Origin of the sequence: Motilibacter aurantiacus, from assembly GCF_011250645.1 — a bacterium.
GTDB lineage: Bacteria > Actinomycetota > Actinomycetes > Motilibacterales > Motilibacteraceae > Motilibacter_A > Motilibacter_A aurantiacus.
In genome coordinates this window covers 219,576-236,843 of the sequence record NZ_JAANNO010000006.1, presented here as the reverse complement: position 1 = coordinate 236,843, position 17,268 = coordinate 219,576, and the positions used below count along the sequence as shown (strand labels likewise).

19 protein-coding genes are annotated in these 17,268 nt (G+C 74.4%); 11 read left to right on the top strand and 8 right to left on the bottom strand.

Annotated features, from left to right (window positions below; genetic code table 11):
• The first annotated feature begins 49 nt into the window (after positions 1-49).
• The 3 genes from G9H72_RS13035 (at position 50) to G9H72_RS23020 (ending at position 2,144) form a co-directional block, all read left to right on the top strand.
• The gene (locus G9H72_RS13035; protein WP_166171671.1) at positions 50-436 is read left to right on the top strand and encodes an OB-fold nucleic acid binding domain-containing protein; all 387 of its coding nucleotides are present in this window, start codon (positions 50-52) and stop codon (positions 434-436) included.
• Positions 433-1,200: a DUF3159 domain-containing protein gene (locus G9H72_RS13030; protein ID WP_166171669.1), complete on the top strand. Its 768-nt coding sequence runs from the start codon at positions 433-435 to the stop codon at positions 1,198-1,200. Before G9H72_RS13035 ends, G9H72_RS13030 begins: the two co-directional genes overlap by 4 nt.
• Positions 1,201-1,343: 143 nt before the next feature.
• Entirely contained in the window at positions 1,344-2,144 is an 801-nt protein-coding gene (locus tag G9H72_RS23020; protein ID WP_166171667.1) for an RDD family protein, read from the top strand.
• A gap of 226 nt (positions 2,145-2,370) precedes the next feature.
• On the opposite strand, the gene G9H72_RS22440 is transcribed toward G9H72_RS23020, so the two are convergent.
• The 3 genes from G9H72_RS22440 to G9H72_RS13010 form a co-directional block, all read right to left on the bottom strand.
• Complete coding sequence (locus G9H72_RS22440) at positions 2,371-2,703, bottom strand: YnfA family protein (RefSeq protein WP_166171665.1); 333 nt, start codon at positions 2,701-2,703, stop codon at positions 2,371-2,373.
• Positions 2,704-3,363: 660 nt separating this feature from the next.
• Positions 3,364-4,035, bottom strand: a complete 672-nt coding sequence (locus tag G9H72_RS23015) for a potassium channel family protein (RefSeq protein WP_166171663.1) — start codon at positions 4,033-4,035, stop codon at positions 3,364-3,366.
• A 3-nt stretch (positions 4,036-4,038) separates the two neighbouring features.
• Positions 4,039-4,704, bottom strand: a complete 666-nt coding sequence (locus tag G9H72_RS13010; RefSeq protein WP_166171661.1) for a potassium channel family protein — start codon at positions 4,702-4,704, stop codon at positions 4,039-4,041.
• 125 nt (positions 4,705-4,829) lie between these two features.
• Between G9H72_RS13010 and G9H72_RS13005 the strand changes: the two genes are divergently transcribed.
• The 3 genes from G9H72_RS13005 to G9H72_RS12995 all read left to right on the top strand — a co-directional run bounded on the left by G9H72_RS13005 (position 4,830) and on the right by G9H72_RS12995 (position 9,064).
• A complete protein-coding gene (locus tag G9H72_RS13005) occupies positions 4,830-6,878 on the top strand; it encodes an APC family permease (RefSeq protein WP_166171659.1) in 2,049 nt (682 codons plus the stop codon).
• On the top strand, positions 6,875-8,194 hold the full coding sequence (locus tag G9H72_RS23010; RefSeq protein WP_331272270.1) for a class I SAM-dependent RNA methyltransferase: 1,320 nt from the start codon (positions 6,875-6,877) through the stop codon (positions 8,192-8,194). Before G9H72_RS13005 ends, G9H72_RS23010 begins: the two co-directional genes overlap by 4 nt.
• A 123-nt stretch (positions 8,195-8,317) precedes the next feature.
• A complete protein-coding gene (locus tag G9H72_RS12995; RefSeq protein WP_166171657.1) occupies positions 8,318-9,064 on the top strand; it encodes a class I SAM-dependent methyltransferase in 747 nt (248 codons plus the stop codon).
• Positions 9,065-9,229: 165 nt separating this feature from the next.
• Here the strand turns inward: G9H72_RS12995 and G9H72_RS12990 are convergent, their stop codons facing one another.
• Entirely contained in the window at positions 9,230-9,436 is a 207-nt protein-coding gene (locus G9H72_RS12990) for a hypothetical protein (protein WP_166171655.1), read from the bottom strand.
• Positions 9,437-9,565: 129 nt separating this feature from the next.
• Here G9H72_RS12990 and G9H72_RS21635 point away from each other — a divergent pair, with 129 nt between their 5' ends.
• Positions 9,566-10,384 carry an FkbM family methyltransferase gene (locus G9H72_RS21635; protein ID WP_166171653.1) on the top strand — a complete coding sequence of 273 codons (819 nt, stop codon included), beginning with the start codon at positions 9,566-9,568 and terminating at the stop codon, positions 10,382-10,384.
• Between the two features lie 24 nt (positions 10,385-10,408).
• Here the strand turns inward: G9H72_RS21635 and G9H72_RS12980 are convergent, their stop codons facing one another.
• Both G9H72_RS12980 and G9H72_RS12975 read right to left on the bottom strand, forming a co-directional pair.
• Entirely contained in the window at positions 10,409-11,218 is an 810-nt protein-coding gene (locus G9H72_RS12980) for an ABC transporter permease (protein ID WP_166171651.1), read from the bottom strand.
• On the bottom strand, positions 11,215-12,180 hold the full coding sequence (locus tag G9H72_RS12975) for an ATP-binding cassette domain-containing protein (RefSeq protein WP_166171649.1): 966 nt from the start codon (positions 12,178-12,180) through the stop codon (positions 11,215-11,217). The genes G9H72_RS12980 and G9H72_RS12975 overlap by 4 nt, the downstream gene beginning before the upstream one ends.
• A 78-nt stretch (positions 12,181-12,258) precedes the next feature.
• Here G9H72_RS12975 and G9H72_RS12970 point away from each other — a divergent pair, with 78 nt between their 5' ends.
• Together G9H72_RS12970 and G9H72_RS12965 are read left to right on the top strand one after the other, a co-directional pair.
• Positions 12,259-13,023: a TetR/AcrR family transcriptional regulator gene (locus G9H72_RS12970; RefSeq protein WP_166171647.1), complete on the top strand. Its 765-nt coding sequence runs from the start codon at positions 12,259-12,261 to the stop codon at positions 13,021-13,023.
• A 101-nt stretch (positions 13,024-13,124) separates the two neighbouring features.
• Positions 13,125-13,811: a cyclase family protein gene (locus tag G9H72_RS12965; protein WP_331272268.1), complete on the top strand. Its 687-nt coding sequence runs from the start codon at positions 13,125-13,127 to the stop codon at positions 13,809-13,811.
• Positions 13,812-13,821: 10 nt separating this feature from the next.
• On the opposite strand, the gene G9H72_RS23005 is transcribed toward G9H72_RS12965, so the two are convergent.
• Complete coding sequence (locus tag G9H72_RS23005; RefSeq protein ID WP_166171645.1) at positions 13,822-14,265, bottom strand: winged helix-turn-helix transcriptional regulator; 444 nt, start codon at positions 14,263-14,265, stop codon at positions 13,822-13,824.
• A gap of 127 nt (positions 14,266-14,392) precedes the next feature.
• Here G9H72_RS23005 and G9H72_RS12955 point away from each other — a divergent pair, with 127 nt between their 5' ends.
• Positions 14,393-15,265 carry an oxidoreductase gene (locus G9H72_RS12955; RefSeq protein WP_166171643.1) on the top strand — a complete coding sequence of 291 codons (873 nt, stop codon included), beginning with the start codon at positions 14,393-14,395 and terminating at the stop codon, positions 15,263-15,265.
• Here the strand turns inward: G9H72_RS12955 and G9H72_RS12950 are convergent.
• A complete protein-coding gene (locus tag G9H72_RS12950; protein WP_331272267.1) occupies positions 15,262-16,419 on the bottom strand; it encodes a glycoside hydrolase family 3 N-terminal domain-containing protein in 1,158 nt (385 codons plus the stop codon). The two genes, G9H72_RS12955 and G9H72_RS12950, sit on opposite strands and share 4 nt — an antisense overlap.
• 94 nt (positions 16,420-16,513) lie before the next feature.
• On the opposite strand from G9H72_RS12950, the gene cobF reads away from it, so the two are divergent.
• Positions 16,514-17,266, top strand: a complete 753-nt coding sequence (cobF, locus tag G9H72_RS12945) for a precorrin-6A synthase (deacetylating) (RefSeq protein WP_331272265.1) — start codon at positions 16,514-16,516, stop codon at positions 17,264-17,266.
• Positions 17,267-17,268 lie beyond the last annotated feature (2 nt).

Below are 17,268 nucleotides of genomic sequence, written 5' to 3'. Positions count from 1 at the left end.
TCCCGACGAGCGGCGCCGTACCGGGTCATCGCGCGGTTAACCTGACGGCATGGCGACAACCGGTCGAGGGGGGCTCTTCCGCCGCGCTCTCGAGCGTCTCACCTCCAGTGACGACGAGATCGAGGCGCAGCAGCTGCGCCACGGCGCGCAGGAGGAGGGCGCCCAGCACATCGCGTCCTGCCGCGACCGCGACCAGGTGACGGTCAGCGGGACGCTTCGGACGGTGACGCTGCGCCCGCGGGCCGGCGTGCCGGCCCTCGAGGCCGAGCTGTACGACGGCTCCGGCACCCTTGCGGTCGTCTGGCTGGGCCGGCGCCGCATCCCCGGCATCGACCCGGGGCGCACCATCCGCGCGACCGGACGGGTCGCCAACGACGACGGGCGGCGGGTCATGTTCAACCCCCGGTACGAGCTGCGCCCGGCGGGGCGCGAGTGAGCGCCGCCGAGGGCAGGGCGCCCGTACCGGCCGCGCTGGGCGGCGGCGACCTCGCCGCCGCCGTCGGAGGCCCACGCGGGCTGGTCGAGAACGCGCTGCCCGGCGCGCTCTTCGTCGTCGTCTACACGATCACCCAGGAGCTCACCCCCTCGCTGTGGGCGGGTGTCGGCAGCGCCGTCGTGCTGGCCGTCCTCCGGCTGCTGCGCCGCGAGACCGTGCAGCACGCGCTCGGCGGGCTCGTCGGCATCGCCATCGGGGCCTGGTTCGCGCACCGGTCCGGCCGGGCCGAGGCGTTCTACCTGCCCAGCCTGATCAAGAACGCCGGGTTCGGAGCGGCGTACGCGCTGTCGGCGATCGTGCGGTGGCCGATCCTGGGAGTCGCGCTCGGGCCGCTGCTCGGGGAGGGGCTCACCGGCTGGCGTGCCGTGCCCGCCCGCATGCGCGCGTACACGCTCGCGACGTGGGTCTGGGCCGGGCTGTTCGCCGTCCGTCTCGCCGTCCAGGTGCCGCTCTACGCCGCCGGGGCGGTCACCACGCTGGGGACCGCCAACATCTTCCTCGGCCTGCCGCTCTACGGGCTCACCGTCTGGATCACCTGGCGCCTGCTCCGCGTGCCCAAGGCCGAGGCCGACCACCCGGAGGCCGACCACCCGGTGGCCGAGGCGCAGGCGAGCCCTGCACCGTCGGCCGCAGCACCGCAGGCCGTTGCACCGCCGGCCGCTGCGCCAACCGCTGCGGTCCCGCTCGCCAAGCCGGAGGGCTGACCCGCCGCCGGCACGTATCAGCCGGGGCGACCCGTGGTTCCGACGGGAGCGCGACATGCCGAGCCGCGGCCTTTGCGCCACCTCGACCGTCTCGGCTTGGATGATCGGCTGCGGCTAGACAGCCCTGACTGGAAGGTAGGCCGGTGTCCGATCCGTTCGCGAAGCCCCCGCAGAACCCCGAGCAGCCGCCGTCCGGCGGCCAGCCGCAGTACGGGCAACCGCAGTACGGCCAGCCCCAGTACGGCCAGCCGCAGCAGGGCGGCCAGCAGTACGGCCAGCCTCCGTACGGTGAGCAGCAGTACGGCCAGCAGCAGTACGGCCAGCAGCAGTACGGCCAGCAGCAGTGGGGCCAGCAGCAGTACGGCCAGCCCCAGCCCGGCCAGCAGTACGGCTACCCCTCGGCGCCGGCCTACCCCGGCGGCTACGGCCAGGGCGGTTACGGCAAGGACGGCTACGTCGGGACGCCGGCGTCCATGGGCAAGCGCCTGGGCGCACGCATCCTCGACGCCCTGATCATCGGCATCCCCGCCGTGGTCGTGCTGACCGTGCTCTGGGTGCTGGCCTTCGCCGCCGGCGACTCGACCGATGTGGTCGACGCGAACGGCGAGGTGACGACCAACCTCGACCCGAACATCCCGCTGCTGCTGCTCGCGATCCTCGCCACGGTCGTCGTCGCCGTCATCGCCTTCCTCTACGAGCCGGTGCTCACGGCGAAGCGGGGTGCGACGTACGGCAAGAGCATCCTCGGCATCAAGGTCACGATGCTCGACGGGTCGCCCATCACCTCCGGGGCCTCATGGGCCCGGTGGGCGGTCTTCCAGCTGCCCGGCATCGTGGTGCCGTTCTGGCAGCTCGTGTTCGCGATCAGCCCGTTCTTCGACGGCGACCGCAGGCAGGGCTTCCACGACAAGCTGGCCAAGACCCTGGTCGTCGAGGCCCGCTGACCGCCCGGTCCGGCCGCAGGACGACGCCCCGCCCGCTGCCGCGGGCGGGGCGTCGTCATCCCCGCTGCCAGGCTCGGGCCCGCGCAGCGCGAGGCCAGCGCCCGGAGCACGCAGCAGGCGAAGAGCGCCAGTGGCTCCCGCGGCGGGCGTCCGGAGCGGGCGTCGTCGCAGCGGGCTGCACCGGCCCGGTGCCCGGGAGCGCGTCGGGTGGGCCGGGTCGCCCCCCTCAGCCGCGCGGGGCGTACATGATCAGCCCGACCCCGCCCAGGCAGACGAGCGCGCCCAGGACGTCGTACCGGTCCGGCCGGTAGCCGTCGAAGGCCATGGCCCAGGCCAGCGACCCGGCCACGAAGACGCCGCCGTACGCCGCGAGCACCCGCCCGAACGAGGCGTCCTCCTGCAGGGTGGCGACGAAGCCGTAGAGCCCGAGCGCGATCACCCCCGCGCCGGCCCACAACAGGCCCCGGTGCTCGCGGACGCCCTGCCACACCATCCAGCAGCCGCCGATCTCGGCGACGGCGGCGAGGGCGAAGAGCGCGACGGAGCGGGCGAAGGTCACCGCGTCACGGTAGACGGCACGAGAGTCGTCGGCCGGGCGGTCAACGGGAACGGCGGTCCCCGGCGTATCCCTGCCGGAGGGGGGCGCATGGGCGAGGCGTGAGCGCGGCGCGTCGGGCAGGCGGCGCGGTTCGTGGTCGTCGCCGTCCGGGGAGGGATACCGGCTCCTGCCGGGAAGCGTCTCGTCCGACGGGCGCGGCGTGCCCGTCGTCGACGGGGTGGGCCGGGCCCTGCGCCCTCGCCGGACGGAACCGGGCGTCGTGCAGGAGGCGGTGGACGGTGGCTCTGCGGGTGCTGACGCCGGCGGCCGGTGCCTCCCGGACGCACACGGACGTGACGGCCAGGGTCCTCGGCCGGCGCTCCGGGGGCCCGACGGCAGCCGGCTGGCGTACACGGTCACGACGAGCGGGGTCTGGCGGCAGGAACGGCTGCAGGCCTGCTCGAAGGACGGCGGCTTCACGGACGGTGGACGTCGCCTCGGGGGAAGCGGTCGAGGTCGCCGCCCTCGCGGACACGATCGGTGTCGCGGCGATCGTGCCCTCGGCCGACGGGCGCACCCTGTACGGCGTCGCGTCGCGGTGGAACGGCCCGGGCGCGCCGCTGCAGGAGTGCTGCTCCCGCTTCCTCGTGGCGATGCCGCTGGACGCCGTACCCCCTGCGCTCAGCCCCGGTCGATCCCGGGGGCGAGCAGTTCCTCGAGCGCCGGTGCGGCCTCGGACACGGCGACGAAGAGCAGCTCGTCGCCGCTCTCGAGCGGGTCGTCGGGGCTCGGCGGGATGGGCCGGCCACCGCGCAGGATCGCGACCAGGGCGGTGTCCGGGGGCCACGGCACGTCGCCGACCCGCGTGCCCACGATGGGGGAGTCGGTCGGCAGCGTGAGCTCGACCAGGTCGCTGCCGGACTGCTGGAACGTCATGATCCGGACGATGTCGCCGACGCTGACGGCCTCCTCGACGAGGGCCGTCATCAGGCGCGGGGTCGAGACCGCGACGTCGACGCCCCACGCCTCGTCGAACATCCACTCGTTCTTCGGGTTGTTGACCCGGGCGACGGTGCGGGGGACGGCGTACTCGGTCTTGGCGATCAGGGAGATGACGAGGTTGGCCTTGTCGTCGCCGGTGGCGGCGACGACCACGTTGCAGTGGCTGAGGCTGGCCTCGTCGAGCGAGGACATCTCGCACGCGTCGGCGAGCAGCCACTCGGCGTCGGGGACCGTGTCGGCGCGCACGGCGCGCGGGTCGCGGTCGATGAGGAGCACCTCGTGGCCGTTCTGCAGGAGCTCGTTCGCGATGGAGCGGCCGACGCTGCCGGCGCCGGCGATGGCGACGCGCACCCCTCAGCCCTCCGCTTCCGGGCCGCGGGCGAAGACCGAGGTCACCCGAGCTGTGTCGGTCTCGCGCATCACGACGTGGACGAGGTCGCCGTCCTGCACGATCGTCTCCTCATCGGGCAGGACGCCCTCGCCGAAGCGGGTCAGGAAGGCCACCCGGGCCCCGGACTGCTCCTCGAGCCGTCGGACCGAGGAGCCGATCCACGCGGGGGCGACGGCGACCTCGGCGAGACGGACCGTGCCGGTCTCGTCGTGCCACTCGGCCTGGGCGCCCTCGGGCAGCAGCCGGCGGAGCACCTGGTCGGCGGTCCAGCGCACGGTGGCGACGGTCGGGATGCCCAGCCGCTGGTAGACGGCCGCGCGGCCGGGGTCGTAGATGCGGGCCACCACGTGGTCGACGCCGAACGTCTCCCGGGCCACCCGGGCGGCCAGGATGTTGGAGTTGTCGCCGCTGCTCACCGCGGCCAGGGCCGCGGCGCCCTCGATGCCCGCCTCGAGCAGGGTGTCGCGGTCGTAGCCCTCGCCCTCGACCCGCTTGCCGGCGAAGCCCGCGCCCAGCCGGCGGAACGAGTCCGCGCGACGGTCGATGATGGCCACGCTGTGGCCCATCTCCTCCAGGCTGTGCGCCAGGGTCGAGCCGACCCGGCCGCAGCCCATGATCACGAAGTGCACGCCCGTCCTCCCGCGGCGGTGCCGACCGGTGCCGCGCTGGCGCCGGGCGAACGCTCGGGAACGCTACACGCCACAGGTGCGGCGCGGTGCGCCCGTCCACATGCCCGCCCACCTAGCATCGGCGCGTGGCCCTCCTTTCGGACCTGTCGAAGCGCCTGCTCGTGGGGCGGGCGCTGCGTAGCGACCGCCTCGGCGAGACGCTCCTTCCCAAGCGGATCGCGCTGCCGGTGTTCGCCAGCGACATGCTCTCCTCCGTCACCTACGCGACGCAGGAGATCATCCTCTTCCTGACGCTGGGAGGGCTCGCCTACCTCTACCTGACCCCTTGGCTCGCCGGCGGGGTCGTCCTCCTGCTGGCCGTGGTCGTCGCGTCGTACCGGCAGCTGGTGCGGGCCTACCCGACCGGCGGCGGCGACTACGAGGTGGCGAGCAAGAACCTCGGGCGCAGCGCGGGGATCACCGTCGCCAGCGCCCTGCTCGTGGACTACTGCCTGACGGTCGCGGTGTCGATCTCCGCCGGCGTCGACAACATCCTCTCCGCGGTCCCGGGGCTGGCCGACTACCGCGTCCCGCTGGCCGTCTTCTTCGTCCTCCTGCTGACGACCATCAACCTGCGCGGGCTCAAGGAGTCGGGCACGGCGTTCGCCATCCCGACGTACGCCTTCATCGCGGTGGTGCTGCTGCTCATCGGCACCGGCCTGCTGCGGATGCTGTTCGGCGACACGCCGACGTCGGAGAGCGCCGGCTACACGATCCACCCGGAGGTGGAGAACCTCGCCGGGTTCGCGCTGGTCTTCTTCGTGCTGCGCGCGTTCACCTCCGGCTGCACCGCGCTCACCGGCATCGAGGCGATCGCGAACGGCGTCCCGGCGTTCCGCAAGCCGAAGGTCCGCAACGCCCGGCTGACCCTGCTGATGATGGCCGCCCTCTCGACGGTCATGTTCAGCGGCATCACGACGCTCGCGATCGTCACGGACGTGCACTACGTCGAGAACTCCTGCGACCTGGTCGGCTTCGACTGCGAGAACGAGGTCCAGCGCACGGTCATCGCCCAGGTCGGCGCGGCGGTGTTCGGCGAGAACGTGCTCTTCTTCGCGCTGCAGGCCGTCGCGGCGCTGATCCTGGTCCTCGCCGCCAACACCGCCTTCAACGGCTTCCCGCTGCTGGGCTCGATCCTCGCCCAGGACCGGTTCCTGCCCCGCCAGTTGCACACCCGCGGTGACCGCCTCGTCTTCAGCAACGGGATCCTGCTGCTCTCCGGCTTCGCGGTCCTGCTGATCGTGGCGTTCGAGGCGTCGGTCACGCGCCTCATCCAGCTCTACATCGTGGGCGTGTTCACCAGCTTCACGCTCGGCCAGATCGGGCTGATCCGGCACTGGAACCGCGAGCTCGCGACCGAGCAGGACCCGGCCGTGCGCCGGCGCATCCGCAACTCCCGCGTCATCAACACCGTCGGCGCGGCCTCCACCGGCACGGTCCTCGTGATCGTCCTGCTGACCAAGTTCCTGGCCGGGGCGTGGATCGTCTGCCTCGCGATGCCGGTCATCTTCCTGCTGATGCGGGGGATCAACTCCCACTACGAGGCTGTCGCACGCGAGCTCGCGGTCGAGGAGGGCGAGGAGACGACGCTGCCGTCGCGGACGCATGCGATCGTGCTCGTCTCGAAGATCCACAAGCCGATGCTGCGGGCGCTGAACTACGCGCGCGCGTCCCGGCCGCACTCGCTCGAGGCCGTCACGGTGAACGTCGACCCGGTCGAGACGGCGGCGCTGCAGGCCGAGTGGGACCGGCGTGACCTCCCGGTCCCGCTGAAGGTCCTGGACTCGCCGTACCGCGAGATCACGATGCCGATCGTGAAGTACGTGCGCAGCGTGCGCCGCGCCAGCCCGCGCGACATCGTCATGGTCTACATCCCCGAGTACGTCGTGGGCCACTGGTGGGAGCAGCTGCTCCACAACCAGAGCGCGCTCCGGCTCAAGACCCGGCTCCTCTTCACGCCCGGTGTCATGGTGACGAGCGTCCCGTGGCAGCTGCGCTCGTCGATCTACGCGGAGATCCGCCCCGAGGTCCGCCCCGGCAGCCCCGTGGTGAACGACGCCCGACGCGGCATGACCAAGCCCTCGGACCATCCCCCCGCGGCCGTCAGCGCCGAGGGCGACAGGAGCCACCCGTGACGACCCAGCCCACCGGCCCGGCCCCGGCCCAGCTCACCAAGGGCTCGGAGGTCGAGCTGACGGTCGGCCCGGTCGCCCACGGCGGCCACTGCGTCGCACGCCACGAGGGACGGGTGCTCTTCGTCCGGCACGCGATCCCGGGCGAGCGGGTGCTCGCGCGCGTGACCGACGGCGGCGAGGGCTCCCGCTTCCTGCGCGCCGACGCCGTCCGGGTGATCGAGGCGTCGCCCGACCGCGTCGAGCAGCCCTGCCCCTACGCCAAGCCGGGCCGCTGCGGAGGCTGCGACTGGCAGCACGTGGCGCTGCCCGCCCAGCGCCGGCTCAAGGCGGACGTCGTGCGGGAGCAGCTGCGGCGGCTCGCCGGGCTCGACGTCCCGGTCGAGGTGGAGGCGGTGCCCGGGGACAGCGACGGCCTCGGCTGGCGCACACGCGTGCGGTTCGCGGTGGACGGGGAGGCCAGGCTCGCGCTGCGCAAGCACCGGTCGCACGAGCTGGTGCAGATCGACCGCTGCCGCATCGCCTCGCCGGGAGTGGACGAGGTCGGCGCCACCGCCCGGACGTGGCGGGGCGCGGCGGAGGTCGAGGTCGTGGCGTCCGGGGCGGGCGACCGTGCCGTGCTCGTCGCACCGGCCGGCCGGGCGCGGCCACGCCTGCCCGGGCCGGGTGACCTGGCCGAGGGCACGTCGGTGGCCGTGGAGACGCCGGAGGGGGCCGAGCGCGTCCGCGGCCGCACCTGGCTGCGCGAGCGGGCTGCCGGCCGCGAGTGGCGCGTCGGCGCCGGCGGCTTCTGGCAGGTGCACCCGGGCGCGGCAGACACGCTGGTCGGCGCGGTGATGCAGGGCCTGCGGCCGCAGCCGGGGGAGACCGTCCTCGACCTGTACGCCGGGGTCGGGCTCTTCGCCGGCGCGCTCGCCGAGCGGGTCGGGCCCGACGGGCAGGTGATCGCGGTCGAGGGGGACCGGCGCGCCGTCGCCGACGCACGCCGCAACCTGCACGAGCTGCCGCAGGCGCGCATCCTCGACGGCGCGGTCGACCGGGTGCTGGCGGTGCCCGCCCGGCTCGGCGCCGACCGCGCGGACGTCGTCGTCCTCGACCCGCCGCGGGTGGGCGCCCGGGCGAAGGTGGTCGGCCAGATCGCCGCCCTCGCGCCCCGCGCGGTCGCGTACGTCGCCTGCGACCCCGCGGCGCTGGCGCGTGACCTCGCGTTGTTCGCCGAGCGCGGCTACGTGCTCGAGTCGCTGCGCGCGTTCGACATGTTCCCCATGACCCAGCACGTGGAGTGCGTCGCGGTGCTGGGCCGCCAGGCCTCGTCCTGAGCCGCCCTCGCGGGGCGACGCAGGCTGCTGACCGCCGAGCGGGTGAACCCACCCCTTGAAGCGGGGCTCCGGGAGGAGTAAGCCCTCTACCGTCCGGAGCACATCAGCTTTGGGGGGACATCGATGGTGCAGCTCGCGCACGCCCTGCCCGCTCCGGCCGTCGCCGGGGCCCGCCGGATCCGCCACACGGCCCAGGCGGTCGCGCTGTCCGGCAACAGCCACGAGTGCCCGGCCTGCCTGGGCCGCTTCCGGCACTTCCTGCCCTGGGACCGGCCGGACGTCGTCTGCCCGCGCTGCGGGAGCCTGGAGCGGCACCGCAGGGCGATCCTCTTCCTGCGCCGCCACACCGACATCCACACCGCACCCTTGCGCGTGCTGCACGTGGCGCCGGAGGAGGCGCTGCGCCGCGAGATCGAGCCGCTGCCGAGCCTGGACTACGTCGCGGGGGACCTCTTCCCGGACGCGCGCTCGGTCCGGCTGGACGTGACGGCGATCGACGCCGCCGACGCCTCGTTCGACGTGGTGCTCTGCTCCCATGTCCTGGAGCACGTGCCGGACGACGCGAAGGCGCTGTCCGAGATCCGGCGGGTGCTTCGCCCCGACGGCTGGGCCCTGCTCGGCGTGCCGGTGAACCCGACCCTGGACGCCGTCTACGAGGACGCCACGATCACCGACGAGGCCGGCCGGCTGACCCACTTCGGCCAGGCCGACCACGTGCGCTGGTACACCGACGACGGCTTCCAGGAGCGGGTGCGGGCCGCCGGGCTCGACGTCACGGCGGAGCCCGTCGCGTTCTCGGCCTGGGAGCGCGACCGCTATCTGCTCGGCACCGCCGAGTGGGACCGGGTCTACCTCTGCCGTCCGGTCTGACGCGCGGCCCGGGTCTCGACGGGCGGGCCCGGGGGTAGGACCCAAGCGTGTTGAAGCTGATCCTGGTCCTGGCCGTCGTCGCGATCGTGGTGGGCGTGGTCTACCTGCGCAGCGGGGCCCACCGCCGCTGACCTTCGCCGGGCCGGGCCGGGTTGGGCGCTGGGCTCAGGCGGCGGGGACGGCCGTGCGGCGCGCGGCCGCGACGTACTCGGCTGCGGTCCGGCGCGGGTGCGCCTGCGGGTCGGTGAACGACTGCTCCACCAGGTCGTAGGCGCCCTCGCGCAGGGCCTGCTCGTGGGTCGAGCGGGCGACGTCGCAGCGGGTGGCGATGAACCAGTCGAGGTCCTGGCAGCTGATCGTGTCCGGTCGCATGGGACGTAGATCGGCGGCCCGTCGTCCGACTGGAGTGTTCTGGCGGGGAGCCGTGCGATCCACCACCGAGGGAGACCGCGGCTGGCTACGCTGCGGCGACCGTCCTGACCGTCGCCGGGAGGTACGCCCGTGGCCGCGCCGCTCTCCTACTACCCGCGGCTGCTGCGCGCGTACTGGAAGGAGACCGGCTCGCCGGCGTCCTTCGCCCGGCTGCTGCGGGTACGGCTGGCGAGGTCGAAGGGCATCGGCAGGCTCGCCTTCCCCCGCCCCGGGGTCGCCGAGGTGCAGGTGCGGTCGCTGGGCGGCCGGGTCGCCCTGCGCAGCCACAGCACCGACGTCAGCGTCCTCGGCGAGCTCGTCGTGTCCGACGGCTACGAGCCCGTCGTCCGCCTCCTCCCGCCGCCGTCCACCATCGTCGACCTCGGGGCCAACACCGGCCTCGCCGCCCGCTGGCTGCTCGGGGCGTACGCGCGCGCCGGCGGCCGCCCGCGGCTGCTCGCGGTCGAGCCCGAGCCCGGGAACCTCGAGGTCCTGCGCCGCAACGTGGCCGGGCTTCCCGAGGTCGCGGTCGCGCCGGTCGCGGTCGCCGCGGACGCGCGCGAGGTGACGCTGCGCACGACGAGCGGCGAGCACGGCTTCACCATGCTCGGTGACGGGCCGGGCGGCGTGCGGGTGCCCGCCCGCCCTCTCGCCGACCTGCTCGAGGAGCACGGCTTCGCCGAGGTCGGCCTGCTCAAGGTCGACATCGAGGGCGGCGAGCGCGAGGTGTTCGCCGACTGCTCGCCGTGGATCGGCCGGGTGCGCTCGATGGTCGTCGAGTGCCACGCCGGCTACACCGTCGAGGCGCTGCTGGCCGACCTCGAGCGCGGGGGCGGCGCGTTCGAGGTCCTCGACGTCGACCGCAAGCCGGCGTGGGGCTTCGAGGTCGCGGTCCTCCGAGCAGTCTGACCGCTACTTCGCCGAAGCACGCTTCTAGGAGCTGAGCTTCCGGAACCGCAGGACCGACAAGGGCAAGAACACCGCGACGAGCAGCAGCGGCCAGGCCAGCGCGATCTCCAGGGCGTGCTCCGCGGCGAAGGACGTGCCGCCGAAGCCGGGGTTGCCGAAGAGCTCGCGCGTCGCGGCCGCGGTCGCCGAGAGCGGGTTCCACTCGGCCACCGCCCCCAGCCAGCCGGGCATGGTCGACGGGTCGACGAGCGCGCTGGACAGGAACCCGACGGGCCACACCAGGATCTGCACCGCCACGACGGACTCCGGGCCCTTGACGAGCAGCCCGAGCCAGACGCCCACCCACACCAGCGACCAGCGCAGCAGCAGGAGCAGCCCGACCGCGGCGAGCGCCCGGGGCATCCCGCGGTGCGGCTCCCAGCCGACCAGCAGCCCGCAGGCGAGCATGACGGCCAGCCCGAGCGCCGCGCTGATCATGTCCGCGGCGCTGCGCCCCACCACCACGGCGGCGGGGTGCATGGGGATGGAGCGGAACCGGTCGGTCACCCCGCGGGCGGCGTCGGTGGCCACGGCGATCATGGTGACCTCCAGGCCGAACGCCATCGTGAGGGCGAAGAGGCCGGGCAGCAGGAACTCCCGGTAGCTCCCGCCGGCCGGCGACTCCATCGCGCCGCCGAACAGGTAGCCGAACATCAGCACCATGAGCACGGGGAAGAGCAGGCCCACCACGAAGGGGGCGGGCTGGTTGACCCAGTGCTGCACGTCGCGGCGGGTGATGACGTACGCGTCGGCGGCCGCCCAGCGGGCGCGCCCGGCGAGGGTCGCGGTGCTCATGCGGCCACCTCCGCACCGGCCGCCGGCCCGGTGAGGTGCAGGAAGACCTCGTCCAGCGTCGGGCGGCGCAGCCCCACGTCCTCGACCTCGATCCCCGCTCGCTCGAGCGCGTCGAGCACGGCCGCCAGCGTGCGTACCCCCTCCGGCGCGGGGGCCTGCACCCGCCGTGTCGCCTGGTCGGCCTGGGCCCCGGCGCCCGTGGCGCGGGCCACCAGAGCGGCGGCCGGCTCCAGGTCCCGCGCGTGCCGCACGACGGCCTCGACCCGGTCGGCGCCGAGCCGGGCCTTGAGCTCCTGCGGCGTCCCCTCGGCGACGACGGTGCCGCCGGCCACGACGCAGACCCGGCTCGCGAGCTGGTCGGCCTCCTCGAGGTACTGCGTCGTCAGCAGGACGGTCGTGCCCGCCGCGACGAGCCGCCGGATCGCCTGCCAGACGTCGGCGCGAGCGGCGGGGTCCAGCCCCGTGGTCGGCTCGTCGAGGAAGAGGACGGCGGGCCCGACGACCAGCCCGGCGGCGAGGTCGAGCCGGCGCCGCATGCCGCCGGAGTAGCCCGACACCTGCCGACCGCCCGCGTCGTCGAGGCCGAAGGCGGCGAGCAGCTCGTCGGCACGGGCCCGGGCCGTGCGGGGGCGCAGGTGGTGCAGGCGCGCGAACATCTCCAGGTTCTGCCGGCCGGTGAGGGCCTCGTCGAGGGCCGCGTGCTGGCCCACGAGCCCGATCGACGCGCGCACCCGCCCGGGGTCGCGCTCGACGTCGGCGCCGGCGACCCGCGCGGTGCCGGCGTCCGGGCGCAGCAGCGTCGAGAGGACCCGCACCGCGGTGGTCTTGCCGGCGCCGTTCGGGCCCAGCAGCCCGCAGACCGACCCGGCGGGAACCGCCAGGTCGAACCGCTCGAGGGCACGGACCGGGCCGAAGGACTTGCCCAGCCCCTCGGCGAGCACGGCGGGCTCCGTCGGTGACATCGCGGCCTCCTGACTGGGTACGGCGTACCCGGTAGCAGTTTCTGCGTACTGCATACCCAGTTCTAGGATGACTGACAAATGAGCGAGTACACCGGCCGCGGCGACCCGACGCTCGGCATGCAGCTGCTGTGGGGAGTGCGGGGCGCGCCCAGCCGGGGGCCGAAGCCGAAGCTGGACGTCGAGGCGGTCGTCCGTGGCGCGATCGCGGTCGCGGATACGGAGGGGCTGCCGGCGCTGTCGATGCGCAGGGTCGCCGACGAGCTCGGCGTCGGGGTGATGTCGCTCTACCGCTACGTGCCGAACAAGGCCCAGCTGATCGACGTCATGCTCGACCGTGTCTGCGCCGAGACCGCCCGGCCCGAGCAGGTCGAGGGGGGCTGGCGCGCCCGGCTGGAGCTCATCGCCCGCGAGGAGTGGAAGCTCTGCCTGCGCCACCCCTGGGTCCTGCAGGTGGCGGCGTCCCGGCCGCCGCTGGGCCCGAACGTCATCGCCAAGTACGACTACGAGCTGCGCGCCGTCGACGGCATCGGGCTCTCCGACCTCGAGATGGACGCCGTCGTCACGCTCGTGTCCGTGTTCGTGCACGGGGTCGCGCGGGGCGCGGTCGACGCGGCGGCCGCCCCGGTACGCACCGGGATGAGCGACCTGGAGTGGTGGGAGGCGCACGCCCCGCTGCTCGGGCAGGTCCTCGACGCCGACAAGTACCCGCTGGCCGTACGTGTCGGCGCGGCCGCGGGGGAGGAGTACCAGGCGGCCACCGCGCCGGAGCGGACGTTCGAGTTCGGGCTCGAGCGGCTGCTCGACGGGGTGGCGGCACTGGTGGACGCCAGGGGGCGCGCGTAGCCGTCTGCCCGCACGGGGCGATCGAGCACGTGGCCGGTTCTCGGGGGAAGCTGGCGGGATCCCGCTGGCCCACCGGCGACACGACGCGGCACAGTGCCCCGGTGACCACCCGACACCTGCTCGACCTCAGCCACCCGATCACCGACGGCATGGTGACCTACCCCGGGCTCGACGCCCCGGTGGTGCGCACCGTCGTCGACCGGCAGGACTCGGCGCGGCGGCTCGCTCCCGGCGTCTCGTTCGAGATCCTCGGCGTCGACCTGGTCGCCAACACCGGCACCTACCTCGACGCCCCGCGCCACTTCCACGCAGCAGGCGCCGACATCGCGTCCCTGCCGCTCGAGCGCCTGGTCGACGTCCCGGTGACGTTGGTCGACGTGCGCGGCGACGGACCGGTCGACGCCGCACGCCTCGCGCACGTGACGTGGGAACGTGGACGCGCGATTCTGCTGTGGACCGGCTGGTCGCGGCACTGGGGCTCCCCGGCGTACGTCACCGGCGGGCCGTTCGTGACGGCGGACGCCGTGCAGGTGCTGCTGGCCGCGGAGCCTGCTCTCGTCGGGATCGACGCGCTCAACATCGACTCGCCGGCGGACCCGGCCCGGCCCGCGCACTGCGGCCTGCTGCACGCCGGCGTCCCGATCGTCGAGCACCTCACCGGGCTGGACGAGCTGCACCGGGCGACCGGCGGCGAGGCGGGGCGGGCCCGGCTCACGGCCCTGCCCGCGCCGTTCGCGCAGCTCGGGACGTTCCCGGTGCGGGCCGTCGCGAGCGTGTCGGGGACGTAGGCCGGCGCGGTCAGGCGCCGGCGCCCTCCTGTGCGGCGCGATGGGCGAGGACGTCGTCCATGTGCGTCTCGGCCCACGCCTTGAGCGCGCCCACGACCAGTTGCAGCGACCGGCCGAGGTCGGTCAGCTCGTAGGTCACCGTGACCGGCACGGTGGGCGTCACCGTGCGCGTGACGAGGCCGTCGCGCTCCAACGAGCGCAGGGTCTGCGTCAGCATCTTCTGGCTGACCCCCGCCAACGCGCGGGCGAGCTCGGAGTAGCGCAGCGGGCGGGGCCCGGCTGCCCGGCCGCGCGCGCGGACCGGCCCACCGGTGCCGGCGAGCGCGCAGAGGGTCAGGGTCGTCCACTTGTCCGACACCCGGTCGAGCAGCTGCCGGCTCGGGCAGGCCGCGAGGAAGGCGTCGTACTCGGCCTTCGCCTGCGCCCGCTTCTGCGCCGCGGTCGTCGTCGCCACCCGTGGACCTCCTAACTCTCAGGACCCTAACGCACTTTGAGGTGCCTACTTCCCGTTGGAGAGTAGCGCCGGGCACGCTGAGCGGGTCCTCGGACAGGAACTCGTGACCAGCTGCGAAAGGCCCTCCATGAGCACGACCACCACCACGCTTCCCGGCGGCACCTGGCGCCTCGGCGACCTGGCCGTCACCCGCTTCGGCTACGGCGCCATGCAGCTCGCGGGCCCCGGCGTCATGGGGCCTCCGGCCGACCCTGACGGCGCTCGCACGGTCCTGCGGGAGGCCGTCGAGCTGGGCATCACGCACATCGACACCGCCCACGCGTACGGGCCCGGTGTCACCAACGAGCTGCTCCGGGAGGCGCTGCACCCCTACCCGGCGTCGCTGCGGATCGCGACCAAGGTCGGCGCGGTCCGCGACGAGCAGGGCGGCTGGCCGCCCGCCCGGAAGCCCGACGACCTGCGGCGCGCGGTCGAGGCGAACCTCACCACCCTCGGGGTGGATGTGCTCGACGTGGTCAACCTCAGGCTCGGCGACGCGAGCGGCCCGCGGCCCGAGCCGGTCGCGGAGTCGTTCGGGACGCTCGCCGAGCTGCAGCAGCAGGGCCTCATCCGGCACCTCGGGGTCAGCAACGCGACCGCCGAGCAGGTGGCCGAGGCGCGGGCCATCGCGCCGGTCGTGTGCGTGCAGAACATGTACAACCTCGCGGTGCGGCACGACGACGAGCTGATCGACGCCCTCGCCGCGGACGGCATCGCGTACGTGCCGTTCTTCCCGCTGGGCGGCTTCAGCCCGCTGCAGTCGGCAGCGCTGTCCGGCGTCGCCGCCCGGGTGGGCGCGGCGCCGATGGCGGTGGCCCTGAGCTGGCTGCTCCAGCGCTCACCCAACATCCTGCTCATCCCCGGGACGAGATCGGTCGATCACCTGCGGGAGAACGTCGCCGGGGCGGGGCTCGCCCTCTCCGCGTCCGACGTCGCGGAGCTGGACGGCATCGGCGGCTAGCGCCCTCCCGCCGACGGCAGCAGCCCCATCCGCTCCTTCGCCCGCAGCACCCGCAGCGCGGCGGCGTCGACCCGCTTGGCGAATCCCGAATCGGCCTTCACCTTCGCGAGGACGGCGGAGACCATCTCGGGGACGACGGACGGGTTGACGGTGAGCACCATGTCGCCGCCCGCCGCGAGGAACCGCACCGCCCGCTCGGCGGGTGACCACTCGGACAGCTGCACCGCGTTGCCGATGTCGTCGCTGATGACGACCCCGTGGAAGCCGAGGTCGTGGCGGAGCATGCCGTCGATCACGGTGGACGAGAAGGCGGCGGGCCTCGATGGGTCGATGCGCCGGTAGTAGGCGCTCGACACCATGACGAAGGGCGAGCCCGCCTTGACGGCCGCCGCGAAGGGCCGGAGGTACGCGTCCGTGCGGGTCGTCACCCGGTCCACGACGTTGCGGGCGGTGTCGGTGTTGGCGGTGACGCGCCCGAGCCCGGGGAAGTGCTTCACCGCCGTGCCGACGCCCGCCGCGAGCATGCCCCTGGTGACCGCGACCCCTGCTGCGGCGACCGACGTGGGGGTGTAGCCGTACTGGCGCTCCCAGTGGCCGATGGGGGCGTTCGACGCGGCCGCGGCCGGGCTGGGGACGGTGTCCACGACGGGGGCGAGGTTGAGGTTGACCCCCGCTCCCTGCAGTTGCCGGCCCCAGCTCCGGGCGCGGGCCATGAGGGTCGCCGTCGGCAGGCGGCCCTGGGCGAGCGCGCTCGGCATCGCCGAGAAGCCGGGGCCGCGCAGCACCTGGACCGCCCCGCCCTCCTGGTCGGTGGCGACGAAGAGCCCGGGGGCGGTGCGGCGTACCGCTGCCTGCAGCCGGTGGGCGACCAGGGCCGTCGGCCGGGACCCGGCGGTGCTCCGCCCGGTCAGCATCACGTTGCCGACCGCGTAGCGCGTGACGAGCTCGACCCCGGCGGCCGCGTCCGTAGCGGGCGTGCCGGCCATGAACAGCTGCCCGACCCGCTGGGCGGGGGTCATCGCCGCCAGCAGGGCGGTGGCCCGGTCCCGCGCGGGCGGGGGAGCGGCGTGCCCCTGCGACGGGACCGCCGCGGCCAGGACGCCGGCGGCCAGGGCCGCTCCGGCCAGCCGGAGGAGGGGGTGGCGCGCACGCACGGCGGCTCCTTTCTGCCGGCGGCCATCCTGCCCTGCCCGGCTCCCGCCGGTCCGCGGATCGGCCGAGCCGGGCGGACAGGGCATGCTGGGCTGCGTGCGGCAGCTTCTGGTCATCGGCATCGGCGCGGGCGACCCCGACTACGTCACCATTCAGGCGGTGAAGGCGCTCAACCGGGTGGACGTCTTCTTCGTGCTGGACAAGGGCGAGGCCAAGCAGGACCTGGTGGCGCTGCGCGAGGAGATCCTGCGGCGGCACGTCGAGCGCGACCATCGGGTCGTCTCGGCCCGCGACCCCGAGCGCGACGTCTCCGCGGGGCCGTACGCCGAGGCCGTCGAGGACTGGCGGCGGCGCCGGGCCGACGTCTGCGAGCGGATGATCCTGGACGAGCTACCCGACGGCGGGACCGGCGCCTTCCTCGTGTGGGGCGACCCCTCGCTGTACGACAGCACGCTGGGGATCGTCGAGGACATCGCGGCCCGCGGGAACGTCGAGCTCGACTACGAGGTCGTGCCCGGGATCAGCAGCGTGTCGGCGCTGGCCGCCCGGCACCGCACGGTGCTCAACCGGGTCGGCGGCGGCGTGCAGGTCACGACCGGCCGGCGCATGTCCGCGGGCTTCCCCGCCGACGTCGACGACGTGGCGGTCATGCTCGACGTGCGCCCGATGACCCGGCTTCCCGCCGAGGGCGTCGACGTCTACTGGGGGGCCTACGTCGGCACCCCCGACGAGATCCTGCTCGCGGGCCCGCTCGAGAAGGTCGCGCCGCGCATCGACGCGGCCCGCGAGGAGGCCCGTGCCCGCAAGGGCTGGATCATGGACACCTACCTGCTGCGCCGCCGCTCCTGACC